We start from the raw sequence: 23,614 nt of genomic DNA on the forward strand, positions 1-23,614 counted from the left end.
TGCGCCCTAATCGTCCCATCATGCGGGCGGCCTGGATCGCCTGCAACAACAGGATGGGGCTCACCATGACCTTGATGAAATCGCTTCTGGCCGGCTGCGCGCTGTCGACCCTGACCACCGGTGCCGCACTGGCCGATCCGGCACTGATCTTCGACCTGGGCGGCAAGTTCGACAAGTCCTTCAACGAGGCCGCCTACGCAGGCGCGACCCGTTGGGTCGAAGAGACCGGCGGCAGCTACAAGGAACTGGAGATGCAGTCCGAGGCGCAGCGCGAGCAGGCATTGCGCCGGCTGGCCGAGACCGGGGCGAACCCGATCGTGATGACCGGATTTGCATTCGGCGACGTGCTCAACAAGATCGCCCCCGATTATCCGGACACGAAATTCTCGATCATCGACATGGTCGTGGACCAGCCAAATGTTCAATCGGTCGTCTTTACCGAGGAACAGGGCAGCTATCTGGCGGGGATCATGGCCGGGATGGCGTCGCAGACCGACATCGTCGGCTTCATCGGCGGCATGGACATTCCGCTGATCCACAAGTTCGAATGCGGCTATGCACAGGGCTTCAAGGCGACCAGACCCGACGGAAAGGTTCTGATCAATTATACCGGCACCACACCCGCGGCCTGGAACGATCCGGTGAAGGGCGGCGAACTGGCCAAGGCCCAGATCTCGCAGGGCGCTGACGTCATCTATGCGGCGGCTGGCGGGACCGGGATAGGCGTTCTTCAGGCGGTTGCCGATGAGGACAAGCTGGCGATCGGCGTCGACAGCAACCAGAACCATCTGCACCCGGGCAACATGCTGACATCGATGGTCAAGCGCGTGGACAACGCGGTCTATGATACCTTCGTGGCCGGAACCGAGATGGTTCCGGGCGTCAAGGTCATGGACCTGGCCGCGGATGGCGTGGGCGTTGCCATCGATGACGCCAACAAGGACCTGGTGACCGCAGAGATGCAGGCCGCGGTCGATGACGCGAAGGCGAAGATCGCCTCGGGCGAGATCGCGGTGCACGATTACATGACCGACAACACCTGCCCGGTCGAGTAAATGGCCGCGGCGGCGCAGCATGCGGGGGGGCGGCCGGAGACGGCTGCCCCCCATGCCATAGAACTCAGGGGTATATCCAAGGCGTTCGGGCCGGTTCAGGCGAACAAGGACATCGACCTGTGCGTCCGCAAGGGCAGCATTCACGGAATCATCGGCGAGAACGGCGCGGGCAAGTCCACGCTGATGTCGATCCTCTACGGCTTTTACAAACCCGATCGGGGCCAGATCCTGATCAACGGCAAACCAACCACCATCACCGACAGCCAGACCGCGATCCGCGCCGGCGTCGGCATGGTGTTCCAGCATTTCAAGCTGGTCCAGAACTTCACGGTACTCGAAAACATCATTCTGGGGGTCGAGGACGGGGCCCTGCTGCGTCCGTCGCTGGCCAAGGCGCGCGGCGTGCTGAAAAAGCTGGCCGCCGAATACCAGCTTAACGTCGACCCCGACGAGACCATCGACGAATTGTCGGTCGGCCACCAGCAGCGCGTGGAAATCCTGAAGGCGCTGTATCGACAGGCCGACATCCTGATCCTGGACGAGCCGACCGGCGTGCTGACACCGGCCGAGGCCGATCACCTGTTCCGCATCCTCGAAGGGCTGAAGGCCGAGGGCAAGACGATCGTCCTCATCACGCACAAGCTGCGCGAGATCATGGAGATCACCGACACCGTCAGCGTGATGCGGCGCGGCGAGATGGTCGCCTCGGTCGAAACCGCCGGGACAAGTCCGGAAGAGCTGGCCGAGCTGATGGTCGGCCGCAAGGTGCTTCTGAATGTCGAGAAGGCCCCTGCCGACCCCGGTGCGCCGGTACTTGAGGTCCGCGACCTGAGGCTGGTCGACGACGAGGGCGTGGAGCGATTGCGCGGCATCAGCTTCGACATCCGGGCCGGTGAGATCATGGGCATAGCGGGCGTCTCCGGCAACGGTCAGACCCAACTGCTGGAACTGCTGGGCGGCTTTCCCGCGGCGGGTGCCAAGGTCAGTGGCAGCATCCGCATGAACGGGCAGGAACTGGACCTGACCGGCAGCAGATCGGACGCCGCCACCCGGCGCGCACGCGGGATCGGCCACGTCCCCGAGGACCGGCAGGCCGAGGGTCTCATCATGGACTTCACCGCGTGGGAAAACGTCGCATTCGGCTATCACCACGCGCCCGAATACAATCGCGGCCTGTTGATGGACAACGCCGCCATCCGCCGCGATGCCGAACAGAAGATGGAACGTTTCGATGTCCGCCCCCGAAACCCGAATCTGGCGGCGCGCAATTTTTCCGGTGGGAACCAGCAGAAGCTGGTTGTCGCCCGCGAGATCGAACGCAACCCCGCCCTGCTGCTGGTCGGCCAGCCGACCCGCGGCGTCGATATCGGCGCGATCGAATTCATCCACAAGCGCATCGTCGAATTGCGCGATGCCGGAAAGGCCGTCCTTCTGGTCAGCGTCGAACTGGACGAGATCCTGTCCTTGTCGGACCGGATCGCGGTGATGTTCGACGGACGCATCATGGGTGAAAGGCTGCCCTCCGCGACGACCACCGGAGAGCTGGGGCTGCTTATGGCGGGCATTACCGATGTCGATCAACACGCCGCCGACGAGGGGATCCCGCCCGAACATCGCCATGTCGAGTCGTTGCCCGATGACAACGCCCCCGGGGAGGCCCGCTGATGGACAAGATGCCGAAATGGGCCGACGTGGTCCTGACGCCGGTGATCTCGCTGGTGCTTGCGATGGCCATCTCGGCCCTGGTGATCCTGGCGATCGGCGAAAGCCCGACCCTCGCGCTGAAGACCATGGTCGATGGCGCCCTCGGCTCCAGCTATGGCTGGGGCTTCACGCTGTATTACACCACCAACTTCATTTTCACCGGGTTGGCGGTCGCGGTGGCCTACCACGCCAGCCTCTTCAATATCGGCGGTGAAGGTCAGGCGATGATGGGCGGGCTTGGGGTCGCGCTGGTCTGCCTGATGATAGACTGGCCGCATTGGGGCATCGCCCTGCCCGCCGCGATGGTCGGGGCGGCGCTGTTCGGCGCTGCCTGGGCGCTGATTCCGGCCTGGCTTCAGGCCCGGCGCGGCAGCCATATCGTCATCACCACAATCATGTTCAACTTCATCGCCGCCGCGTTGCTGAACTATGTGCTGGTGAACATCCTGCGCCCGGTGGGCAGCATGGACCCGGCCTCGGCGCGCTTTCCCGAAGGCACACATCTGCCCGCGCTGACCGACATGGCGGCGGCGCTTGGCATCGAATGGGGCAAGCACACGCCCGTCAACATCACCTTCTTCATCGCGCTGTCGGCCTGCCTGCTTGTCTGGCTGCTGATCTGGCGCAGCCGGCTGGGCTACGAGATCCGCGCCCTCGGCCGGTCCGAGCCCGGTGCGCTTTACGCCGGCATCTCGCCGGTCAGGATCACCGTCCTCGCCATGCTGATATCGGGCGGGCTGGCGGGACTGATGGCGATCAACAACGTGATGGGTGAATCCGAGAGGCTGGTGCTGAATGCCGTCGAGGGCGCGGGCTTCATCGGCATCGCGGTCGCACTGATGGGTCGCAACCACCCGCTCGGCGTGCTTCTGGCCGCGCTGCTGTTCGGCTTTCTGTATCAGGGCGGCGGCGAGCTGGCGCTGTGGACCAGCATTCCGCGCGAACTGATCATCGTGATCCAGGCGCTTGTGATCCTGTTCACCGGTGCCCTGGACAACATGGTCAGGATGCCGCTGGAGCGGATCTTCCTGTCGCTGCGCAAGCGGAGGGTTATCTGATGGATTTCGCGACCGTCATCCAGATCCTCGACAGCGCGGTGCGGCTGATGACGCCGCTTCTGCTGGCCTGTCTGGCGGGGCTTTATTCCGAACGGTCGGGCGTCTTCGATATCGGGCTGGAAGGCAAGATGCTGATGGCGGCCTTCACGGCGGCCTCGGTCGCCTATGTGACGGGAAGCGCCTGGCTGGGGCTGCTGGCGGGCATCGCCGGGTCGATGGCACTGTCGCTGATCCATGGGCTCGCCTCGATCACGTTCTGCGGCAATCAGCTGATCTCGGGCGTGGCGATCAATTTCCTCGCCTCCGGGCTGACGGTTCTGCTGGGTATCAAGATATTCGGCCTTGGCGGACGCACGCCCGCGCTGAGTGGCGGAGGCCGATTCGGCGAGATCACCCTGCCCTTCGCCGATGCGCTGCGCGACGTTCCCGTGCTTGGCCCCATCTATTCGGAACTGATCTCGGGCCATTCGATTCTGGTCTATGTCGCCTTCCTTGCGGTGCCGCTGACCTGGTGGGTGCTGTTCCGGACCCGCTTTGGCCTGCGCCTGCGCGCGGTGGGCGAAAACCCAGCTTCAGTGGATACCGCCGGCGTGTCGGTCACGCGCCTGCGCTTCGCGGCAATCGCCATCGCGGGCATCCTGTGCGGGCTGGCGGGGGCCTATCTGGCTACCGGGTTGTCGGCGGGCTTCGTGAAGGAAATGACGGCCGGGCGCGGATTCATCGCCCTCGCCGCGCTGATCTTTGCGAAGTGGCGGCCATGGAACGCCTTGTTCGCCACCTTCCTGTTCGGCCTGCTCGAGGCGATCGCCAACCGGTATCCGAACCTGGATCTTGGAATCGTCACGGTGCCCTCGATGTTCATGAACGCACTGCCCTATATCCTGACCGTCATCATCCTGGCCGGTTTCGTGGGTCGTGCGATCCCGCCGCGCGCCGGAGGAGAACCCTATGTCAAAGAGCGTTGAGCTTGCCGCCCTGATCCGCGACCGCGCTGGCGATCAGGCGCCGGAATACGGGCTGATCCTCGGCTCTGGCCTTGGCCATCTGTCGGCACATGTCGCGGGCACGGCAATTCCCTATGACGAACTGCCGGGATTTCCCCATGCGGGCGTCTCGGGGCATGTCCCGCAACTGGTCGTCGGCCAGCTTGAAGGACGTCGTGTCGCCGTCCTCGGCGGGCGGTCGCACTATTACGAATCCGGTCGCGCCGACGTGATGCGCCTGCCGCTCGAGGTTCTGGCCGCGCTGGGAACGCGCCGGCTGATCCTGACCAACGCGGCGGGTTCGCTGCGGCCCGACATCCAGCCGGGCGGCCTGATGCTGCTGGACGACCACATCGCCTTTGCCGGTGCAAACCCGCTGATCGGCGAGCCGACCGAGGCGCGCTTCGTGCCGATGACCGACGCCCATGACGGCGCGCTTCGCGCCGAATTGTCGGCCGCCGCGCGGGCCGAGGGGGTCGAGCTGCCAGAGGGTGTCTATTGCTGGTTCTCGGGTCCCAGCTTCGAAACGCCCGCCGAAATCCGCGCCGCGCGCACGCTTGGCGCCGACGCGGTCGGAATGTCGACCGTGCCGGAAATCATCCTGGCGCGTTTCCTCGGCCTGCGCTGCGCCGCGATCTCGGTCATCACGAATATGGGCGCCGGACTCAGCGACGAAGCGATCAGCCACGACCACACCAAGGCCATGGCCCCGATCGGCGCAGCCAAGCTGGAGGCGGTGCTGCGCCGCTTTCTGCGCGACGCTCAGGACGTCAGGTAACGCCCGAACCAGTCCAGCGTCCGTTGCCAGGCCAGATCGGCCGCCGCCTCGTCATGGCGCGGCGTCGAATCGTTGTGGAAGCCGTGGTTCACGCCGGGATAGACATGCGCCTCGCAGGTCTTGCCATGGGCCTTCAGCGCCTCTTCGTAAGCGGGCCAGCCCTCGTTGATGCGTTCGTCAAGCTCGGCATAATGCAGCAGCAGCGGGACCTCGATCCCGGGAACATCCTCGATCGCCGCCTGCCGCCCATAGAACGGGACCGAGGCCGAAAGCCCGGGATGGGCGACGGCCAGCGCGTTGCAGACACCGCCACCGTAGCAGAACCCGACGCAACCGACCTTGCCCGTGGAATCCTCGCGCGTCATCGGATGCTCGGCCCCGGCAAAGAAATCGCTCATCAGCTTCCGAGGATCGACCCGGGCTTGCAGTTCCCGGCCCCCGACGTCGTTGCCCGGATAACCGCGCCGCCGGCCGCGCCCGTTCACAAGACGGCGACCCGGGTGATTTCGGCACAGGATTCATCATGCGATGTCGCTGCCAGCGCGCCCCTCTGGCCGCGGACGGGGCCCGCAACCGCCGCCTCGACCCGGTCCGCGGCGGCGTCCAGATCGCGCAGATCATTCAGCTTTACGACCACCTCTTCGCATTCAGCATAGCGGTCGCGATGCCTACGGTAGCGCGGGTCATAGTGATCTCGCATCAGGCCCTCGGCCAGCCTCATCCAGTCGCCGGCATCGGCCTGTGCCTGCCACTGCCGGATCCGTTCCGCCGGATGCAGGGTTGCCAGCGAAGCGATGATCGCGCCCAGCCTGTCCGCATCAGCGCGCAGATCGCCATAATCGCGAACCGAATAGGCGGCGCGCGCGGCGACCGGAACGTCCAGGCGGATCCGCCGGCCGGTGCAGATCGCCTGCCACATCGCCTTTGGAACCGAAATCTCGCCGATCCGGCTGCTTTCGGCCTCGACCAACAGCGGCCGCGCGGGGTCCAGCGCTTCCAGCGCCCGCGCCAGGCGGCCCTCGAACATCTTCTGGCTGGGCTGGGCGGTCGCCATCGCGCCGAACAGACTGCCGCGATGCTGCGCCAGGCCTTCGAGATCGATCACCTGCATCCCGCGCGCGGCCAGTCGCTGAAGGATGGCGGTCTTGGCGCTGCCGGTATTGCCATCCAGAACCAGCACGGGCGACTGGACCGGCATGTCCTGCACGCGCTGGACAACGCGGGCACGCCACGCCTTGTAACCGCCCTCGATGCGATCGACCCGCCAGCCGATCTGCGACAGGATGGACTGAAAGCTGCCTGACCGCTGACCGCCGCGCCAGCAATAGATCAGCGCCCTCCATCCGCCGCCGCGATTGGCCAGCGGCCCGGCGATGTGGCGCGCGGCATTCGCGGCCACCAGCGCCGCACCGAGCTTGCGCGCATCGAAGGGCGAGACCTGCTTGTAGATCGTGCCGACGCGGGCCCGTTCCTCATCGTCCAGCACCGGCAGGTTGATCGCGCCGGGCAGGTGGTCATGAGCGAATTCCGACGGTGCGCGCACGTCGATGATGTCGTCGAATCCCGCGAATGCGGGGTCCGACACACGGGTCAGCGAGACGGACAAGGCTTAATAGACGTAGACGGGCGTTCCGATCGGAACCTTGTCGAAAAGGCTCATCACCGCTTCGTTGCGCATCCGCAAACAGCCGTTCGACACCGCCCGACCGATCGAATTGGGCTCGGTCGTGCCGTGGATGCGGATGGCCGTATCCTGCCCCCTGGCGTTGTACAGATACAGCGCGCGCGCACCCAGCGGGTTCCGGGGGCCGCCCGGCATGCCGTCGGCATATTTGGCATATGCGTTGGGGTTTCGCTTGATCATGTCGGGGGTGGGTGTCCAGCTGGGCCACTCGACCTTGCGCCCGACCGTCGCCCTGCCCTTCCAGACCAGCTCGTCCTTGCCGACGGCGACGCCGTAGCGGACGGCACGGCCCGGCGCGATCACATGGTAAAGGAAGAAATCCTTGCTGACCACGACGATGCTGCCAACCTCGAAATCATTGCGGATCGCGACTTCGGTCGGGGCATAGGGGTCGCTTGCGACGACGGGGGTGACCTTGGCAGCCTGCGCCAGCGCCAGCGAGGGCGCGGCAATCAGCGGCAAGGCCAGTGATATCAACTGACGGCGGTTCATGGTTCGATTGTCCTCAAGCCTGTATCTCTTGTGCATTATACGGCAAATTACAGGACATGGTGGGCGGCTTGCAACTCAAGAGGCCGTATTTGACGTATTTCCGACTTGACCCGGGGGCCTGCCGGACACATCTGTGCAGCCATGAACGCGTCAATCGTCCCTGGCAAGGCCTGCTGCGCCGGTCGCCGGCCCCGCACGCCGTCGATCAGGGCGGCGCATCTTTGCCGTGGCCGCGGCGACCGCTCGTGCCGATGCCATGTCGTCGCGCGCGCTATCCTGTCGCAACCGCGCAGGCGACCCAAGCGCCTGCGTCGCGAAGGCGGGACATTGCGCATCCAGTCGCCGACGATCACGCCGGCCCGGCCGCAAGGCCCCCCTGTTTCCTGACCATGCCGCCACATCACCGCATGATCACAGGAAACGGACATGACCGCATCGACTGAATTCGACCTGACCATCCCCGGCATCAGTTGCGCAAGCTGCGCTGGCCGGGTGGAACGCGCATTGGCCACGCTGCCCGGCGTCAGCGACATCAATGTGAACCCCGTCACGCGGCGCGCCCATCTGCGGGCCGATGGCGTGACGCTGCCACAGATCGGCGCGGCGCTGGCCGATGCAGGCTATCCGGCCCAACTGGCCACCACGAGGCTGCAGATCGAGGGGATGAGCTGCGCGTCCTGCTCTGGCCGCGTGGAACGTGCCCTGACCGGACGTCCCGACGTGACCGAGGCGGTCGTCAACCTGGTCGCCAGCAGTGCCAGCGTGACGCACGCCCCTGGCGTCGCAGCCGGGGATCTGGCCCGGACCGTGACGGAGATCGGCTATCCTGCACACCCGATCACGCCCGACACCGCTCCCGACATGCAGGGCGACGGGCACGAGGCGCGCGATCTGCGCCGCGCCTTCCTGCTGTCGCTCGTGCTGACCCTGCCGGTTTTCATCGCCGAGATGGGCGGACATATGCTGCCGGGCTTTCATCACTGGATGATCGGCCTGATCGGCAAGGGCCCGCTCTGGGTCGGAGAAATGCTGCTGACCGCCGCGGTGCTGGCGGGGCCGGGAAGCCGCTTCTTCCTCACAGGGTTCCCGGCGCTGCTGCGCGGCGCGCCCGAGATGAACAGCCTTGTTGCCCTTGGTTCAGGCGCGGCGTTTCTGTTCTCGACCGTGGTCACTTTGGCGCCAGATATCGTTCCCGCCCCCTCGCGGCAGGTCTATTTCGAGGCGGCGGCAGTCATCGTCACGCTGATCCTGATGGGCCGCTGGATGGAGGCCCGCGCCAAGGGACGGGCCGGCCAGGCGATCCGCAGCCTGATAGAGCTGGTTCCCGATCACGCCACCGCGCTGCGGGACGGGCAACCGGTGCAGGTGCCGGTCGCCGAATTGCGGACCGGCGATCTGGTCCATCTGGCACCGGGCGAACGCGTCGCCGTCGATGGCGTGGTGACCGAGGGGCATGGCCATATCGACGAATCGATGCTGACGGGAGAGCCCATTCCGGCCCGCAAACAGCCCGACGATCCGGTTACCGGCGGCACCATCAACGGATCGGCCGCGCTGACCTATCGGGTGACGGCGACCGGCGCTGACACGGCGCTGTCGCGGATCGTTGCGATGGTCGAGGCCGCGCAGTCCAGCAAGCTGCCCGTCCAGGCGCTGGTCGACCGGATCACGCGCGTCTTCGTGCCCGTCGTCATGGCGCTGGCCGTTCTGACCCTGGCGCTGTGGCTGGCGTTCGGGCCCGGTCTGGCCGAGGCCGTCGTCGCAAGCGTCGCCGTGCTGATCATCGCCTGCCCCTGTGCGATGGGGCTGGCGGTGCCGGTTTCGATCATGGTCGGGACCGGGCGCGGCGCCGAGATGGGCGTGCTGTTCCGCCGCGGCGAGGCGCTGCAAAGACTGGCCCGCGCCCAGAGCGTCGCCTTCGACAAGACCGGCACACTGACCATCGGGCGTCCACAGCTGACCGGAATCTGGACCGATGGGCTGTCGCAGGACCAGGCCCTGCGGCTGGCCGCCTCGGCCGAGGCGCGGTCCGAACATCCGCTTGGCGCCGCGATCGTGTCGGCCGCGCAGCACCAGGGACTGGACCTGCCCGCCGCAGAGAAGGTCGATGCCGCAGCCGGTCGCGGCCTGACGGCGCAAGTCGAGGGACAGTCCCTGCTGATCGGCAACCGGGCGGCGCTGGAAGAAGCCGGCATCGTCCTGTCCGCGGGACTTGCCGAATCGGCCGAGGCTGCCGCGGCACAAGGCGCGACCCCTGTGCATCTGGCCATTGACGGCCGCCATGCCGCAAGCTTTGCGCTGGCCGATCCCGAACGCCCCGAATCCGCCGCAACGATCGCGGCGCTTCATGATCTGGGCCTGCGCTGCGTGATGCTGTCGGGCGACACGCAGGCAACGGCACAGGCGGTCGGCCGGCGGCTGGGTATCGACGATATCCAGGGCGGGCTGCGCCCCGATGACAAGCTGCGGGCGATCCGGAACCTTGGGGACGAGACCGTGTTCGTCGGCGACGGCATCAACGACGCGCCCGCGCTGGCCGCGGCAGGAACCGGCATTGCCATCGGCACCGGCACCGACATCGCGATCGAATCGGCCGACGCGGTGCTGATGTCGGGCGATCCCTCCGGCGTGGTCCGCGCGATCAGGCTGTCGCGCGCGGTCATGCGGAATATCCACCAGAACCTGTTCTGGGCCTTTGCCTATAACGCCGCGCTGATCCCCGTGGCGATGGGCGCGCTCGTGCCCTTTGGCGGGCCGCAATTGTCGCCGATGCTGGGCGCCGCCGCGATGGCCCTGTCTTCGGTCTTCGTGGTCGGCAACGCGCTGCGCCTGCGCAGAGCGCATTGACCGGGCGGCGCGCATGTCTGGCGCTGAGGGGCGCGGCATGCGCCGCCGCCCCCGCCGAGGCAGCGAACGGTTCCGCCGGGCGGACCCGTTCGAACCGTCCAGGCTGAACGTCAGCGCGCACGCGGTCTCGCGACGGGACGGTCCAAGGGAGCTCTAGGGCTGGCCGCCGCCCATCTTCATCCTGTTCGCGCCCATGCCGTGCCGTGGCATCCGCTGGTTATCCACCGCGACCTGCATCTCGACGGTCCCGCAATCGCCGAAATCGAGGCTGAGAGGGACAGAATCGCCGTCATTCAGCGGGGCCTTCAGGCCCAGGAACATGACGTGATCGCCGCCGCGCGCCAGGCTGTGCTCGCCATGAGCGGCCACGATGAACCCTTCCTCGACATGGATCATCTTCATGACTCCATCGACTTCCTGGTGGGTGTGCAATTCGACCCGCTCGGCCACGTCCGATGCGGCGCCGGTCAGCCGGCAGTCGGTATCCCCGGAATTCTTCAGGACCATGAAGGCCGCCCCGGTCACGGGATTGGCGCTGCGGGCATAGGCATCCTCGACCGCGATCGGGTCCTGCGCGACCGCAGCCACGGGGATCAGTGCCGCGACGGCGGCGAGTATCATTCGTTTCATTTCAGCTATTCCTCTTGCTCAAGACAGTGCGCGAAAAAAATCGGGACTGTCAAACCGGAGGATCGCGCGCCGCCGCCTTCGGTGGCTGATGGGTCACGATGGCAATGTCGCGCCGGCCCGGCACCATCGCGCGAAGTGTCGCAAGCGAGGCTTGAAAAGCCGGGGGCAACGCCGTGGCCGAAAGCAGCATCAGGGCCATGTCCGGACAGACATGGGCCTGTCCACCCGGCTGACCGTCATCGCGATAGGTGACGACCACCGCCGCGCCGCTGCACAAGACAACCTGTCCGTCGATCTGCACGGTGCCACGAGCCGCGCCAAGACCGACCCCGGTCAGGGTCAGGCACAGGATCAGGGCAAGCCGAAGCACCGGTTTCATGTGCGCCACACTGGCCTGACTAACGGGTTTCGGCCATCAGCCATTCTGTCGCATCCGGGGTTGTCGCAACCATTTCCCAGGTCATGACCGGCAGATCATAGGGGTGCAGATCGCGGATCAGACCGATCAGTTCGTCGCGCCGCGCCTCGGTGGTCTTGAAAACCAGCTGCACCTCGGGCTCTTCGTCGATGGTTTCCTGCCAGTGAAAAAGGCTGAGTATCCCGGGCTGGATACTCGCGCAGGCCGCAAGGCGTCGCTCAAGCGCGTTGCGCGCCAGGTCGCGGGCCGTGTCGATATCCGGGCAGGTGGTCGTCAGGTGCAGCATCGTCTTTACCTTTCGCGGGGCTGCAGCAACGCTGCATCGGTGGCGAAGGGACAGGTCAGGGACACATCTGAAAAAGCCCCGCCAAGGCGGGGCAAACGCAGCGTTGCCGCAACGATCAGGCCTGAAGTTCGGCCGGTCCGTCTTTCTTGGCGATTTCACGCTTGATCTTTAGCGCACGCAGCGACAGATCGGTGTCTTTCGCCTTGGCCAGGAACTCGTCCAGACCGCCGCGGTGGTCGACCGAGCGCAGCGCAGCCGCCGAGATCCGAAGCGAATAGCCACGCCCCATCTTTTCAGAGGTCAGCGTCACCTCGTTCAGGTTCGGCAGGAACCGCCGACGGGTCCTGTTGTTGGCGTGGCTGACATTGTTGCCGGTCATCGGGCCTTTGCCGGTCAGTTCGCAGACGCGCGACATGGGTTCTATCCTTCGTCTCAGCTTCGCGGGCGTTCCCGAGCGGGGGTCCGGCCCAATGTGAAAGGGCGCCGCGAGGCAGCGCCCGGAATTCCGTTCGCGGGGGATTACAGCGACTGGCGGGTGGCGTCAACCGAAAACTCTGAGAACACGCCGCGCCATGCGCCGAGGTCAGGCATATCTTCGTTCAGCCTCGATCAGCTTTTCCTTGCGCCACAAGCCACCGGCATAGCCGGTCATGCTGCCATCCGCGCCGATGACGCGATGGCAGGGCACGACCACGGCGACGCGATTCGTGGCGTTGGCGCGGGCGACGGCGCGGCTGGCCGTTGGCTGGCCGATCTGGCCTGCCAGCCATGCATAGCTGCGCGTCTGACCCGCGGGAATGGCCTGCAATGTCTGCCATACCCGGCATTGAAACGCGGTCCCGTGCAGACGAACGGGCACGGTAAAGCGCGGATTGCGGCCTTCGAAATAGCTGTCCAGTTCTGCCTCGGTCCGGTCCGTGGCCGCACTGCGGCCCAGTCCGATCCGGCCCCCTGCCAGCCTCGACAATCGGCGCAGCCCCTCGGGCAAGGCCTTTCGGTCGATGAATTCCAGCAGATGCAGCGCCTGATCGTCAGCGATCGCGATCATCCCTCCCAGGGGCGTATCGATCCAGTCGGCGCGCAGCTCGGCCCCGCCCCGCATCTGGTGCGGGGGATGGCCGAACAGCCGCGCAAAGGCGTGCCGGAACCCCGACGCGGAATCGAACCCGGCATCCAGTTGCGCCTCGATCATCGCTGCCCCTTTCGCCAATGTCTGCAACCCGCCCCGCAGCCGCGACGCGCGCGCCATCTGCAGGAAGCTTTGCCCGAAATGGCGCCGGAACGCCCGCCGCACCGTCGAGGGGTCCAGCCCCATCGCCGACAGATCGCTCTCGGTCCAGCGGCGGGTGGGGTCTGCCTTGAGCCGTGCGGTCAGGTCCGAGACGATCCGGTCCCCTTCGGCCCTGGCGGCGAGCGGCCAGCAGCGGCGGCAGGGCCGGAACCCGGCGTGCTGCGCGGCGGTCACGTCGCTGAACCAGCGGCAGTTCTCGCGCAAGGGTTTGCGGGCGGGACAGGTCAGCCGGCAAAAGATGCCGGTCGTGATCACGCCGACATAGGCGCGCCCTTCATAGGCCGGATCGCGCGCCAGAAGCGCTGCATAGAGCGTGTCGGCTTCGGTGAGATCAAGCATGGCGGATTCCTTTCTCATGCTTTCATCTTACCCTGTGCGCTTGCGTTGCGGGGCGCAGAAACGGGCGTTTATTCCGGCAAGCCGGTCAGCTGCTCCAGCATCCGGGCGGCTGCGACCCCTGGGGGCAGATCGCCAGAGGCCACCGCGTCGCCAAGCTGTTGAAGCTGCGCCTTGGCATCGGGCCGGTCAAGCCTTGCCAGCAGACCGGCGCGCAGTTCCGCCATGAACCAGTGCCGGGCCTGCGCGGCGCGGTTGGCGTCGAAATGCCCCTGCTGACGCCGCCATTCGGCCAGCGCGCTCATTTCCTCCCAGGCGCGCTGCAAGCCATCGCCCGAGGCGGCCGAGACCGGCAACGCCTTGGGAAAGCCCTCGGGGTCCTGGGGGCGCTTTCGCAGCAGGCGCAACGCACCGGCATAGTCCGCGACGGTGCGGCGCGCCGTGGCCAGCAGATCGCCATCCGCCTTGTTGACCAGGATCAGGTCCGCCATTTCCATGATGCCGCGCTTGACGCCTTGCAACTCATCCCCGCCTGCGGGCGCCAGAAGCAGCACGAACAGATCCGTCATTTCGGACACCAGCGTTTCCGACTGGCCGACGCCGACCGTTTCGATCAGCACCACGTCATAGCCCGCTGCCTCGCACAGCCGGATCGCCTCGCGGGTGCGACGCGCGACGCCTCCAAGTTCCGTGCGTGACGGCGAGGGTCGGATGAAGGCGTCCGGGTTTCGGGCCAAGGTCTCCATTCGGGTCTTGTCGCCCAGGATCGAGCCGCCCGATCTTGCCGAGGACGGGTCGACGGCCAGCACGGCGACCTTCATGCCGCCCTGGGTCAGCATGCCGCCGAAGGCTTCGATGAAGGTCGATTTGCCGACGCCGGGAGTGCCAGACAGCCCGATGCGCAAGGCCTGCCGGTCGGGCAAGCGCGCCAACAGCTCGATGGCCCGCTTGCGATGGTCGGGGCGGGTCGATTCGATCAGCGTTATGGCACGCGACAACGCGCGACGATCACCGCTGACCAGTTTTTCGAGAAGATCGTCCATACGGCCCCATCGGAGTACGGAGGCTGTTTGCCCCCGCACCCCCGTGGATATTTCCAGACCGATGAAATGCCAAGCCTTGCGCTTGCCCCCCTAGGGATGGGTGCGCAGATAGGCGATTACCGCGTCGATCTCTTCCGACGTCCTCAGTCCCGCAAAGGACATCTTGTTCTTGGGAACAAACCCCCTTGGATCGGCCAGAAACCCGTGAAGATTCTCATCGTCCCAGACCATGCCCGACGCGCCTGCCTCGGCCAGCGCCGGAGAGTACCTGAAGTCCTCGACCTCGCCGGCTGCACGGCCGACAACGCCGTTCAGCGCCGGTCCCACGCGATTCTTGGCATCATCGCCGACCATGTGGCACGCCTTGCACTTGGCAAAGACCTTTTCGCCGGCCGCGACCAGTTCAGGATCGGGCGCGGCGTCGGCTGCCGCCATGCTGCTGGCCTCGTCGTCCGCTGCCGGTTCCGCAGGCGCGTCCTCGGCCGCGGCTTCCTCGACCGGCGGTTCGGTGCCTGATTCGCCCGCAGGCGGATCTTCGGAACTTTCTTCCACCGCGGCGTCCTCGCTATTGGCAGGTGCGTCGTCGTTGGGGTCATTCGGCGTCACGTCAAGAATCGACGCGCGCATGGTGATCTCGACCTCTTCCTTGCAGTTTTCCATGCAGGGTTCGCCGGTGAAACCCGGATATTCGGTTTCGTCGCGGTCATCGACGATGAAGCCGTCCGCGTTCGGCATCTCGACTTCCAGGAAATTGTCTCGCGACAGTACGAAGTCATCCTCGACCAGAAAGTTGGAAAAGAGGATATAGGCCGTGATCGCATAGGTTTCGTCGGCCGTCAGGACCTGCGCCTGCCCGAACGGCATCGAGCGGTGGACATAGTCCCAGACCGTCGAAAGGTAGGGCCAGTAGCTGCCAACCGTCTTGACCGGGTCCCTGCGGTCCAGCGTATCCATGCCGCCGGCCAGTTTTGGCCAATTCCCCAGACCCTCGGCGAAATCGCCGTGGCACGCCGCGCAGTGCAGCAGATATTTTTCCTCGCCGGTCATCACGTCGCCCGAACCTTCCGGCAGGCCGCGTCCGTCCGGCATGATCTTGACGTCCCAGGCGGCCAGCTCCTCGGGATGGGCTTCGCGGCCAATCCCAAGCGGCTCGGCGGCGGCGGGGGCGGCGGCGGCAACCGCCAGCGCGAGGGCAAGGTTACGAGACTTCGACATTTTCCGCGCTCCCGTCTGCACGCACCCACCAGGTCTGGATGCAGTTGTTGTGATAGACCGAATTCTCGCCGCGGATCTCGCGAAGCGCGGTCTTGGTCGGCTGGACATAGCCGGTTTCGTCCATGGCACGGGACTGCAGCAGCATCTCGCTGCCGTCCCAGTCGTGATCCAGCCAGAAACGGGTCATCTGCATCGGCTGGCCCGGCGCGGCAAGGCGGGCGGTCTTCCATGTCTTGCCGCCATCGGTCGAGACATCCACGCGGGATATCGCACCCCTGCCTGACCAGGCCAGGCCGGTGATGACCAGCGGTCCCTTGCCATGCGTGATGGGCACCTGCGGGCTGGGCGCGGTGACGACCGATTTCGCGTCCATGACCCAGGTCCATTTGCGGCTGATGCCGTTATCCAGCGTGTCGGTATATTTGCTGGTTTCCTCGCGGCTTTCAACGGGACCGTCGGTCACTTCGATCCGGCGAAGCCACTTGACCCACAGATTGCCCTCCCAGCCTGGTACGACCAGCCGCGCGGGATAGCCATGTTCCTTGCGCAGCGCCTCGCCATTGGCCTTGAAGGCAACCATGCAGTCGTCCAGCGCCTTTTCGATCGGGATCGATCGGCCATTCGAGGACGCATCGGCACCCTCGACATAGATCCATTTGCCCTCGGGCTTGATGCCCGCTTCGTCCAGCAAGGTCTTCAGGCTGACGCCGACATATTCCATGTTGTGGATCATGCCATGCGTGAATTGCGAGCCGTTGAGCTGCGCACCAGCCCATTCCATGCCGGTATTGGCGGCGCATTCGCAGAAATAGATTCCGGAGACGCGCGGAAAGCGCTCCAGATCCTCGTAGGTGAAGACCAGCGGGCGATCGACGAGGCCGTTGATCATCAGCCGGTAGTCGGGCTTGGCCAGTTCGATCGCGCCGGAATGATGACGCTCGAAAGCGCAGCCGGCGGGGGTGATGGTGCCGTCCAGCGCGTGGATCGGCGTGAAGTTGATCGAACTGATCGGATCGGCGGTCAACCACGGCACGTTGCGGCGCACGACGTCGGACTCGAACCGGATCGGCAAGCCATAGGGCGTCTCGTCCACGCCTTCCCCGGTATAGCGGGCCCAATCCTGAACCTCGGTGATCAGCGGATCAGGGCCGCCCTGAGCGCGGGCCGACAGCGCCGCGGCGGGCAAGGCGACGCCTGCCGCAAGACCCGCCCGCAGGATGCCGCGGCGGCTGGTCGTTGCAGAATTTGCGGACATGTGGGTAAGTCCTCCCTCAGTCTCCGTGGACGGTGATGGATGTGTTGGGCGCAAGGGAAACCGTGCCAATCTTGCGGATATGGTCCTCGACCACGTCCCAGATCTGGGGCCCCTCGGTGCCTTCGTTGACAGAAGCCCAGCCGGCGACGATATAGTTGCGCGCAGGATCGATCGGGCTGTCGTCCTTGAGCAACCTCATGTCGCTGATGCGGTTGCCGATCCGGGCATAGGGATCGATGGTGTAGCCAAGGCCACCCACGCGGACCATGTCCCCGCCCTGCTGGTAATAGGGATCCTCGTTGAAGATGTTGTCGGCCACATCCTCCATGACCGTCTTCAACATCTCTCCCGACATCTCGTTGCGGTAGACCTGCCCGTAGGTCATCGACGTGACCGAATGGATGGCCTCGCGTGTGATGTCGCCCGGCAGGACCGAGGCCCCCCAGCGGACACCCGGCGACAGCGCGATCTCGGCGTCGCGTTCGGACATGATGGCCTCGCAGATCAGGTCGTCCCAGCTGCCGTTGAAATTGCCGCGCCGGTAAAGCAGATCCTCGGACTTGCCGATCACCTCGGTCAGTTCGGCCTCGTAGGGCGCGCGGATCTCGTCGACCAGGCCAGCCATCTCGGCATCGGGTTCGATCACGTCGGAAAAGATCGGGATCAGCTTGTGGCGGAAGCCCATCATCTTTCCATCGCGCACATCCAGATCGACGCGGCTGACGAATTTTCCGTGGCTGCCGCTGGCAATGATGATCGTCTCGCCCACCACGACCGGTTCGGGGATCGCGTCATGGGTGTGACCCGACAGGATCACGTCGATACCCCTGACCCGGCTGGCCATCTTGTGATCGACGTCGAAGCCGTTATGGGACAGGCAGACGACCAGATCGACGCCTTCGGCGCGCAACTCGTCAACGACCTGCTGCATCCGTTCCTCGCGGATGCCAAAGCTGTATTCGGGGAAAATCCAGCCAGGATTCGCGATCGGCAGATAGGGGAAGGCCTGGCCCACCACCCCGACGCGCAGCCCGCCCGTCTCGAAGATCTTCGACGGCTCGAAGGCCGGCTCGTCCCATACCTTGTCGAAGATGTTCGCGCCCAGCAGCGGCTGCTGCATCATCGCCATCAATTCCGTCACCCGCTCGGTGCCGAAGGTGAATTCCCAATGCGCGGTCATCGCCTGCGAGCCCAGCAGGTTCATGACCCGCACCATGTCCTCGCCACCCGTCTTCAGACTGGTATAGCTGCCATGCCAGGTATCGCCGCCGTCCAGCAGAAGCGAGTTCGGACGCGCTGCCCGGATCGACTTGACCACCGTCGCGATGCGATCGAACCCGCCCATCTGGCCATAGGTCCGGGCAAGATCGACGAAGTCGGGATAGGTCAGGGCATAGGCCTCGGCGCTGCCCGGCGCGATGTCGAACATCTGCTGGAACGCCTCGCCCACCACATGGGGCACCCGTCCCCTGGCCTCGCCCACGCCAATATTCGTGTCGGGTTCGCGGAACCAGACCGGTTTCAGATGAGCGTGGCAATCGGTGATGTGGATCAGCGTCAGATTGCCGAAATCGTCGAATTGCAGCAACTGGTCCTGAGTCAGCGCCTGCTGAGCGAAGGCGCGCGAAAGATTGCCAAATCCAAGCCCCGCAAGCGCGGCCGAGCTGGCAAGACCCCACTGCAACATTTCACGGCGTGAAATCATCGACATCCCCAAATATTCATATATTTGCACGGCTTGGTGCGAAAAAGGCCCGCGCGAGGCAATCGCGCGGACAAGCCTCAGTGGCGGACGCTGACGCCCTCGACCGGCAGACCGTTGCCGCGCGACGCGACATACAGTTCCAGCGCCCGGAATTCATCGCTGCCGATCGCGAAGGTCTCGGCACGGGTGTCACGGACACAGCCGCGGAAGCGGTTGTGCTGCGATACCAGCCCGGCGTCCTTCAGGCGGTATACCGGGAATCCGTTGGTCTGACCCTGGCTCAGGTGGTCCGCCCGGATCCAGTCGCCATAGTGATCTTCGTGGCAGTTGGAACAGGACAGTTCAAGCTGGCCGTAGCGGGTGTAATACATCTCCTTGCCCTGTTCCCAGAAAGGCTGGGCCGGGCCGTCGATGGCGACATCCACCGGCATCCCACGCGACTGCATCGAGATGGCGGCGGTCAGGTTCTTCATCCGGTCGCCGTTCCAGTCCAGCGCCTCGGCCTCCATCCGGTTCACACGGCAGTCGTTCACATAATCCTCGACCGACCACAGCACGCCGTCCTTGTTGACCTTGGGCGTGGTCGCGCGGAGACCCTTCATCGCCACCGAGATGTCTTCATGGCAGGACGCGCAGCTTTTCTCGGCAGCGCCCTCGACGGTGTTCCATTCCGTGATTCCCTGGTCGACGAAAATCATGCCGGGGTTCTGGAAATCATCCGTCTGCATGACCTGCGTGGCGGCGTCGCGGAACAGCCACCCGGAATAGATCTCTGGCACTGCGCCATCGAGATGCGCCGGCGGGGGCACCGCGGTCGGCAGTTCCAGCTCGCCTGCGTTGATGACGATCGGATCGGTGTTTTCGGGGGCCGTCTCGGCCAGCGCGGGCAGGGACAACGCGCAGGCCATCGCGGCCGCGGCAGCCATGCGGAACGGGGTTGTCATGATCTTTCCTCCCTTGATTGGCACCCGGCCGATCATTCATTGCCGGCCGGGGCGGCCTTGCCTCAGTCTCGTAGCGTTGCGGTCAGGACACTTCGACGGAATGCTTGTCCTCGTAGACCGAGCCGTCGTCGTCATACCAGGTGAAGACGAACTCGCCGGATTCCGGGACTTTCGCCTCGAATTCGACATAGGGATTCGTGCTGATCGCCGGCTCCAGGGTCATGTCGATGACATCCGTGCCATTGAACGTGACATGGAAGCGGTTGATGATCGAACGCGGGATCAGGTTGCCATCCTTGTCCTTGCGCTGCCCCGATTCCATGGGATGCGAGATCAGCGTCTTGATCTGGATGACCTCGTCCTTGGACGCGGTCTTCGGGACGCGCACGCGGGGTGTGACGTTTTCTGCCATGATATTCTCTCCTACCCGATCAGCCGCCGCAGCCGCCGATGGTGACCTTCACATTGGAAGACGCCTTCACGAACGACCCATCGGCCAGCTTCGCGACTGCCACCACATCCTGCGTCTGCGCCAGTCGGATGCGCGTTGACGCCGTGTGCGCGCCCGCCAGTTCACCGAATCGGAACGTCGCGACCGGGGGGGTCGGGTTGCCGGCCGCCAGCACGAGGATCGCGCTTGCGCCGGGTGCCTCGACCGAGATCGGCACGGTGTTGCCGTTCTCGGCGATCTCGGGGGCATTGAGGCTCACGCCCTCGCCCTCGGTCACTTCGGCGCCACCCGTGAATTCCGCGATCAGTTCATCCACGGTCTTTGCGGCACCTGCCTCCTGGGCCATGGCGGCCCAGGGCATCGAGACGAGCGCAACCGCGCCCGCTCCTGCGACCAGAACGTCTCGTCTTTGGATCTTCATTGCTGACATCACTCCTTCAACGTCGCCAGATAGGCGACGACATCTTCGATCTGCTGCGCCGTCAACAGCGGCGGCAACGGTTCGGTACCGGCCTTGCCCGTGAAGGCGTCACCCGGGCGGATGTAACCCGACGTCTTGTACATGCTGGGCATCATCGATTCGGGGAATGTGCGCTTGGCGTCGGCCACGATGCCGCGCAGCTGCTCGGTGGTCCATCGGTCGCCAGCACCATCCAGTGATGGGCCGATATTGCCCTGGAAGTCGGCATCGGTGCGGTCCGCGATCGCGTGACAGGCAACACAGTTCCCGGTACTCCTGTCGACATAGACGACCGCGCCCTGCTCGGCGTTGCCGGCTGTATCGGAAAGCGGTTCCGCTATCGACCCAAAGTCGTCGAAGACAACGTCTTGCGGCGCAGTCTCGGCGGCCAGAGGTGCGGCCAAAGCCATCACCATCAGCGCCGCCGGTGCCAGAAACACGGCATGGCGTGACATCGGTTCCTCCCCTTTTCTTCTACTTCTTGCAACGAAGGTAAGAGCCATCGCGATCACTTTGCAACAAGAAATTCGCATCTTGCTATATGAAACCGTCCCGATTGCGCTAATATCATGAGAGTATGGCGCTGTTTGCACGAGCGATGTCCTGAAGCTTGGCATATCGACAGCCAGCGACTAACTATTGTTTATCGTTCCGGGGGAACTGCCGATGCGGCGTCCTGTCTTGTATCTTGCGGCGGTCGTTGCCGCGCTGTCGGCCGCACCGGCGACTCTGCCGGGCGGAATGGCCGTGTCCGCCAGCGGCGTTGAGCCGGACGAGGTGGACTGGACGTCCGCTCCGGTCCGCCTGCTGATGGTCGAGGCGCCCGGCTGCATCTATTGCGAAGCGTGGCAACGCGAGATCGGCCCCGGTTATCCCAAATCGACCGAAGGAAAGACCGCGCCGCTGCTGGTCACCGATCTCGACGGACCATGGCCGGATGGAATTGCCCTGCAAAGACGGCCCACGATCACCCCCACCTTCATCCTGCTGGACCAGGGCAAGGAAGTATCCCGTCTGGAAGGCTATCCCGGGGACAGGTTCTTCTATCCGCTGATCGAGCAGATGCTGACAGCGGCGGGGCTGCATTCCGCAGAAGGAAGGGACGAGGGATGACAAGTTCCCAGAATGAGATGGCCTTCGCAGACCAGACCGGCGCCGCCCAGGGTCAGCCCGGCATTGACGCCGACGAGATGATGCGCCGCGCGTCCGAGGCGACGGCGCTGATGAAAGCCTTGGCGCATGAGGGTCGGATGATGATCCTGTGCCACCTGTCGGCCGGGGAAAAGACCGTAACGCAGTTGGAGGACCTGCTGATGCAAAGGCAGGCCGCGGTCAGCCAGCAGCTTTCACGGCTGCGCGGCGAAGGACTGGTGACGTGCCGGCGAGAAGGCAAGGTCCGGCTGTATTCGGTATCGGACCCGCGCGCGGCCGAGATCGTCGATCTGATGTATCGCCTGTTCTGCGCGCGCTGACCCCCGCGCGAAAGGCGTCCGGGGGCGGTCCGGTCGCGCTGACGGCGATCCGCAAGGGATATTTCCGCGCCGAGGACGGAGACGGGGTTTTGTCCCTGCGTGGCTTGCGCTAGTCAGTGGCGGGATCAACCTTCCTCACCGGTGACAGCCATGCACGACATTCGCGCCATTCGTGAAAACCCCGCCCAGTTCGATGCCACATTGACGCGGCGCGGGGTCGAAGCGATCTCGGCAAGGCTGCTGGCGCTGGACGCCGATCGCCGCGCCAAGATCGCCGAATCCGAGACCGCTCAGGCCGAACAGAACCGCGCCAGCAAGGAAGTCGGGGCGGCCAAGGGGCGTGGCGACGAGGCCGAATTCGAACGCCTGCGGGCGCTGGTGGCCGAGAAGAAAGCGCACGTGATCCGGATGCAGGCCGAGGCCGCGATGCTGGATGGCCGGCTGCGCGACATGCTGCTACAGATCCCGAACCTGCCTCTGGACGATGTTCCCGACGGCGCCGACGAAGACGACAACGTCGAGCTGAAGCGCTGGGGCACCCCGCGCCGGTTCGATTTTGCCCCGGTCGAGCATTTCGAGATCGAAGGCGTCGTCCCCGGCATGGATTTCGAAACCGCCGCCAAGCTGTCCGGCAGCCGGTTCGTTCTGCTGAGGGGCGGCGTCGCGCGCATCCAGCGCGCATTGGCGCAGTTCATGCTGGACCTGCACACCACCCGGCACGGCCTGGAAGAGACCTGGACCCCGGTCCTGGTCCACGAGGAGATGATGGTCGGCACCGGGCAATTGCCGAAATTCGGCGAGGACAGCTATCAGTCGCGCGAGGGGCACTGGCTGATCCCGACGGCTGAGGTCACGTTGACCAACACGGTGCATGGCGATCTGGTCGATCACGCCAGCCTTCCGCGCCGCATGGTCGCCCACAGCCAGTGTTTCCGGTCCGAGGCGGGCAGCGCGGGCCGCGACACCAAGGGCATGCTGCGCCAGCACCAGTTCGAGAAGGTCGAGATGGTCTCGATCACCGATGCCGAAAACGGTCTTGCGGAACACGCGCGCATGACCCGCTGCGCCGAGGCGGTGCTTGAGGCGTTGGACCTGCCCTATCGCACGATCGTGCTTTGCACCGGCGACATGGGCTTCGGCGCGCGCATCACCCATGACATCGAGGTGTGGCTGCCCGGTCAGGACCGCTATCGCGAGATCAGCAGCGTCAGCTATTGCGGCGATTTCCAGGCAAGGCGGATGAATGCCCGCTATCGCCCCGCCGCAGGCGGCAAGCCGGAATTCGTCCACACGCTGAACGGTTCGGGGCTGGCGGTCGGCCGGACGCTGATCGCGGTGCTGGAAAACGGCCAGCAGGCCGACGGGTCGGTGAGGCTGCCCGAGGCGCTGGCCCCCTATCTCGGCGGCGCGACAAGCCTGGACGCCACAGGGCGACTGGTCTGAGCCTGCGCGAACCGGCTGGCGTGGATTGACGCACAGGATGCGAAACCGGCGAGGCATGGCGGGC

24 protein-coding genes and 1 pseudogene are annotated in these 23,614 nt (G+C 65.3%); 9 read left to right on the forward strand and 16 right to left on the reverse strand.

Annotated elements, in window-relative coordinates:
• The first annotated feature begins 65 nt into the window (after positions 1-65).
• The 5 genes from L1965_RS08300 to L1965_RS08320 are packed head-to-tail and all read left to right on the forward strand — an operon-like array spanning position 66 to position 5,578.
• Positions 66-1,055 (forward strand): BMP family lipoprotein, encoded by a 990-nt coding sequence (locus L1965_RS08300; protein WP_235755944.1) that lies wholly within the window; start codon positions 66-68, stop codon positions 1,053-1,055.
• Entirely contained in the window at positions 1,056-2,720 is a 1,665-nt protein-coding gene (locus L1965_RS08305) for an ABC transporter ATP-binding protein (protein ID WP_235755945.1), read from the forward strand.
• Positions 2,720-3,817, forward strand: a complete 1,098-nt coding sequence (locus tag L1965_RS08310) for an ABC transporter permease (RefSeq protein ID WP_235755946.1) — start codon at positions 2,720-2,722, stop codon at positions 3,815-3,817. Before L1965_RS08305 ends, L1965_RS08310 begins: the two co-directional genes overlap by 1 nt.
• Complete coding sequence (locus tag L1965_RS08315; RefSeq protein ID WP_235755947.1) at positions 3,817-4,782, forward strand: ABC transporter permease; 966 nt, start codon at positions 3,817-3,819, stop codon at positions 4,780-4,782. Before L1965_RS08310 ends, L1965_RS08315 begins: the two co-directional genes overlap by 1 nt.
• The gene (locus tag L1965_RS08320; protein WP_235755948.1) at positions 4,766-5,578 is read left to right on the forward strand and encodes a purine-nucleoside phosphorylase; all 813 of its coding nucleotides are present in this window, start codon (positions 4,766-4,768) and stop codon (positions 5,576-5,578) included. Before L1965_RS08315 ends, L1965_RS08320 begins: the two co-directional genes overlap by 17 nt.
• Here the strand turns inward: L1965_RS08320 and L1965_RS08325 are convergent.
• The 3 genes and pseudogenes from L1965_RS08325 to L1965_RS08335 form a co-directional block, all read right to left on the reverse strand.
• Positions 5,563-6,039 (reverse strand): annotated as a pseudogene (locus tag L1965_RS08325) (dienelactone hydrolase family protein); the annotation flags it as partial. The gene L1965_RS08320 and the pseudogene L1965_RS08325 sit on opposite strands and share 16 nt — an antisense overlap.
• 20 nt (positions 6,040-6,059) lie before the next feature.
• Positions 6,060-7,184, reverse strand: coding sequence for a tRNA 2-selenouridine(34) synthase MnmH (gene mnmH / locus L1965_RS08330; protein ID WP_235755949.1), 1,125 nt, complete (start codon positions 7,182-7,184; stop codon positions 6,060-6,062).
• A gap of 3 nt (positions 7,185-7,187) precedes the next feature.
• Positions 7,188-7,754 carry a L,D-transpeptidase gene (locus tag L1965_RS08335; protein WP_235755950.1) on the reverse strand — a complete coding sequence of 189 codons (567 nt, stop codon included), beginning with the start codon at positions 7,752-7,754 and terminating at the stop codon, positions 7,188-7,190.
• A gap of 426 nt (positions 7,755-8,180) precedes the next feature.
• Between L1965_RS08335 and L1965_RS08340 the strand changes: the two genes are divergently transcribed.
• Positions 8,181-10,601 (forward strand): heavy metal translocating P-type ATPase, encoded by a 2,421-nt coding sequence (locus L1965_RS08340; RefSeq protein ID WP_235755951.1) that lies wholly within the window; start codon positions 8,181-8,183, stop codon positions 10,599-10,601.
• A gap of 153 nt (positions 10,602-10,754) precedes the next feature.
• On the opposite strand, the gene L1965_RS08345 is transcribed toward L1965_RS08340, so the two are convergent.
• The 13 genes from L1965_RS08345 to soxX form a co-directional block, all read right to left on the reverse strand.
• Complete coding sequence (locus tag L1965_RS08345; protein ID WP_235755952.1) at positions 10,755-11,231, reverse strand: copper chaperone PCu(A)C; 477 nt, start codon at positions 11,229-11,231, stop codon at positions 10,755-10,757.
• Positions 11,232-11,280: 49 nt separating this feature from the next.
• The gene (locus L1965_RS08350; protein ID WP_235755953.1) at positions 11,281-11,610 is read right to left on the reverse strand and encodes a hypothetical protein; all 330 of its coding nucleotides are present in this window, start codon (positions 11,608-11,610) and stop codon (positions 11,281-11,283) included.
• A 19-nt stretch (positions 11,611-11,629) separates the two neighbouring features.
• Complete coding sequence (cutA, locus tag L1965_RS08355; protein ID WP_235755954.1) at positions 11,630-11,935, reverse strand: divalent-cation tolerance protein CutA; 306 nt, start codon at positions 11,933-11,935, stop codon at positions 11,630-11,632.
• A 115-nt stretch (positions 11,936-12,050) separates the two neighbouring features.
• The gene (rpmB, locus tag L1965_RS08360) at positions 12,051-12,350 is read right to left on the reverse strand and encodes a 50S ribosomal protein L28 (protein ID WP_235755955.1); all 300 of its coding nucleotides are present in this window, start codon (positions 12,348-12,350) and stop codon (positions 12,051-12,053) included.
• A 168-nt stretch (positions 12,351-12,518) separates the two neighbouring features.
• Entirely contained in the window at positions 12,519-13,565 is a 1,047-nt protein-coding gene (locus tag L1965_RS08365) for a bifunctional transcriptional activator/DNA repair enzyme AdaA (protein ID WP_235755956.1), read from the reverse strand.
• A gap of 68 nt (positions 13,566-13,633) precedes the next feature.
• Positions 13,634-14,605 carry a methylmalonyl Co-A mutase-associated GTPase MeaB gene (meaB, locus tag L1965_RS08370; protein WP_235755957.1) on the reverse strand — a complete coding sequence of 324 codons (972 nt, stop codon included), beginning with the start codon at positions 14,603-14,605 and terminating at the stop codon, positions 13,634-13,636.
• A gap of 90 nt (positions 14,606-14,695) precedes the next feature.
• Positions 14,696-15,820, reverse strand: a complete 1,125-nt coding sequence (locus tag L1965_RS08375; RefSeq protein ID WP_235755958.1) for a c-type cytochrome — start codon at positions 15,818-15,820, stop codon at positions 14,696-14,698.
• Positions 15,804-17,075, reverse strand: a complete 1,272-nt coding sequence (soxC, locus tag L1965_RS08380; protein WP_235755959.1) for a sulfite dehydrogenase — start codon at positions 17,073-17,075, stop codon at positions 15,804-15,806. The genes L1965_RS08375 and soxC overlap by 17 nt, the downstream gene beginning before the upstream one ends.
• A 16-nt stretch (positions 17,076-17,091) precedes the next feature.
• Positions 17,092-18,780, reverse strand: coding sequence for a thiosulfohydrolase SoxB (gene soxB, locus L1965_RS08385; protein ID WP_235756139.1), 1,689 nt, complete (start codon positions 18,778-18,780; stop codon positions 17,092-17,094).
• A 77-nt stretch (positions 18,781-18,857) separates the two neighbouring features.
• Entirely contained in the window at positions 18,858-19,724 is an 867-nt protein-coding gene (gene soxA, locus L1965_RS08390; RefSeq protein ID WP_235755960.1) for a sulfur oxidation c-type cytochrome SoxA, read from the reverse strand.
• 82 nt (positions 19,725-19,806) lie between these two features.
• Complete coding sequence (soxZ, locus tag L1965_RS08395; protein ID WP_235755961.1) at positions 19,807-20,136, reverse strand: thiosulfate oxidation carrier complex protein SoxZ; 330 nt, start codon at positions 20,134-20,136, stop codon at positions 19,807-19,809.
• 19 nt (positions 20,137-20,155) lie between these two features.
• The gene (soxY, locus tag L1965_RS08400) at positions 20,156-20,596 is read right to left on the reverse strand and encodes a thiosulfate oxidation carrier protein SoxY (protein ID WP_235755962.1); all 441 of its coding nucleotides are present in this window, start codon (positions 20,594-20,596) and stop codon (positions 20,156-20,158) included.
• Between the two features lie 8 nt (positions 20,597-20,604).
• Entirely contained in the window at positions 20,605-21,090 is a 486-nt protein-coding gene (soxX, locus tag L1965_RS08405; protein ID WP_439332069.1) for a sulfur oxidation c-type cytochrome SoxX, read from the reverse strand.
• Between the two features lie 211 nt (positions 21,091-21,301).
• Between soxX and L1965_RS08410 the strand changes: the two genes are divergently transcribed.
• From L1965_RS08410 to serS, 3 genes are all read left to right on the forward strand, one after another.
• On the forward strand, positions 21,302-21,748 hold the full coding sequence (locus L1965_RS08410) for a thioredoxin domain-containing protein (protein ID WP_235755963.1): 447 nt from the start codon (positions 21,302-21,304) through the stop codon (positions 21,746-21,748).
• Positions 21,749-21,765: 17 nt separating this feature from the next.
• Positions 21,766-22,107: an ArsR/SmtB family transcription factor gene (locus L1965_RS08415; protein ID WP_439332070.1), complete on the forward strand. Its 342-nt coding sequence runs from the start codon at positions 21,766-21,768 to the stop codon at positions 22,105-22,107.
• A 150-nt stretch (positions 22,108-22,257) separates the two neighbouring features.
• Entirely contained in the window at positions 22,258-23,550 is a 1,293-nt protein-coding gene (serS, locus tag L1965_RS08420; protein ID WP_235755964.1) for a serine--tRNA ligase, read from the forward strand.
• Positions 23,551-23,614: the final 64 nt, after the last annotated feature.

This window comes from Paracoccus salsus, from assembly GCF_021556615.1.
GTDB classification, from domain to species: Bacteria; Pseudomonadota; Alphaproteobacteria; order Rhodobacterales; family Rhodobacteraceae; genus Paracoccus; species Paracoccus salsus.

Excerpts from the sequence above, each read along its gene's own strand:
- L1965_RS08300 (WP_235755944.1), top strand. The coding sequence starts at position 66 with ATGACCTTGATGAAATCGCTTCTGGCCGGCTGCGCGCTGTCGACCCTG.
- L1965_RS08305 (WP_235755945.1), top strand. The coding sequence starts at position 1,056 with ATGGCCGCGGCGGCGCAGCATGCGGGGGGGCGGCCGGAGACGGCTGCC.
- L1965_RS08310 (WP_235755946.1), top strand. The coding sequence starts at position 2,720 with ATGGACAAGATGCCGAAATGGGCCGACGTGGTCCTGACGCCGGTGATC.
- L1965_RS08315 (WP_235755947.1), top strand. The coding sequence starts at position 3,817 with ATGGATTTCGCGACCGTCATCCAGATCCTCGACAGCGCGGTGCGGCTG.
- L1965_RS08320 (WP_235755948.1), top strand. The coding sequence starts at position 4,766 with ATGTCAAAGAGCGTTGAGCTTGCCGCCCTGATCCGCGACCGCGCTGGC.
- L1965_RS08335 (WP_235755950.1), bottom strand. The coding sequence starts at position 7,754 with ATGAACCGCCGTCAGTTGATATCACTGGCCTTGCCGCTGATTGCCGCG.
- L1965_RS08340 (WP_235755951.1), top strand. The coding sequence starts at position 8,181 with ATGACCGCATCGACTGAATTCGACCTGACCATCCCCGGCATCAGTTGC.
- L1965_RS08345 (WP_235755952.1), bottom strand. The coding sequence starts at position 11,231 with ATGAAACGAATGATACTCGCCGCCGTCGCGGCACTGATCCCCGTGGCT.
- L1965_RS08350 (WP_235755953.1), bottom strand. The coding sequence starts at position 11,610 with ATGAAACCGGTGCTTCGGCTTGCCCTGATCCTGTGCCTGACCCTGACC.
- cutA (WP_235755954.1), bottom strand. The coding sequence starts at position 11,935 with ATGCTGCACCTGACGACCACCTGCCCGGATATCGACACGGCCCGCGAC.
- rpmB (WP_235755955.1), bottom strand. The coding sequence starts at position 12,350 with ATGTCGCGCGTCTGCGAACTGACCGGCAAAGGCCCGATGACCGGCAAC.
- L1965_RS08365 (WP_235755956.1), bottom strand. The coding sequence starts at position 13,565 with ATGCTTGATCTCACCGAAGCCGACACGCTCTATGCAGCGCTTCTGGCG.
- meaB (WP_235755957.1), bottom strand. The coding sequence starts at position 14,605 with ATGGACGATCTTCTCGAAAAACTGGTCAGCGGTGATCGTCGCGCGTTG.
- L1965_RS08375 (WP_235755958.1), bottom strand. The coding sequence starts at position 15,820 with ATGTCGAAGTCTCGTAACCTTGCCCTCGCGCTGGCGGTTGCCGCCGCC.
- soxC (WP_235755959.1), bottom strand. The coding sequence starts at position 17,075 with ATGTCCGCAAATTCTGCAACGACCAGCCGCCGCGGCATCCTGCGGGCG.
- soxB (WP_235756139.1), bottom strand. The coding sequence starts at position 18,780 with ATGATTTCACGCCGTGAAATGTTGCAGTGGGGTCTTGCCAGCTCGGCC.
- soxA (WP_235755960.1), bottom strand. The coding sequence starts at position 19,724 with ATGACAACCCCGTTCCGCATGGCTGCCGCGGCCGCGATGGCCTGCGCG.
- soxZ (WP_235755961.1), bottom strand. The coding sequence starts at position 20,136 with ATGGCAGAAAACGTCACACCCCGCGTGCGCGTCCCGAAGACCGCGTCC.
- soxY (WP_235755962.1), bottom strand. The coding sequence starts at position 20,596 with ATGAAGATCCAAAGACGAGACGTTCTGGTCGCAGGAGCGGGCGCGGTT.
- soxX (WP_439332069.1), bottom strand. The coding sequence starts at position 21,090 with ATGTCACGCCATGCCGTGTTTCTGGCACCGGCGGCGCTGATGGTGATG.
- L1965_RS08410 (WP_235755963.1), top strand. The coding sequence starts at position 21,302 with ATGCGGCGTCCTGTCTTGTATCTTGCGGCGGTCGTTGCCGCGCTGTCG.
- L1965_RS08415 (WP_439332070.1), top strand. The coding sequence starts at position 21,766 with ATGGCCTTCGCAGACCAGACCGGCGCCGCCCAGGGTCAGCCCGGCATT.
- serS (WP_235755964.1), top strand. The coding sequence starts at position 22,258 with ATGCACGACATTCGCGCCATTCGTGAAAACCCCGCCCAGTTCGATGCC.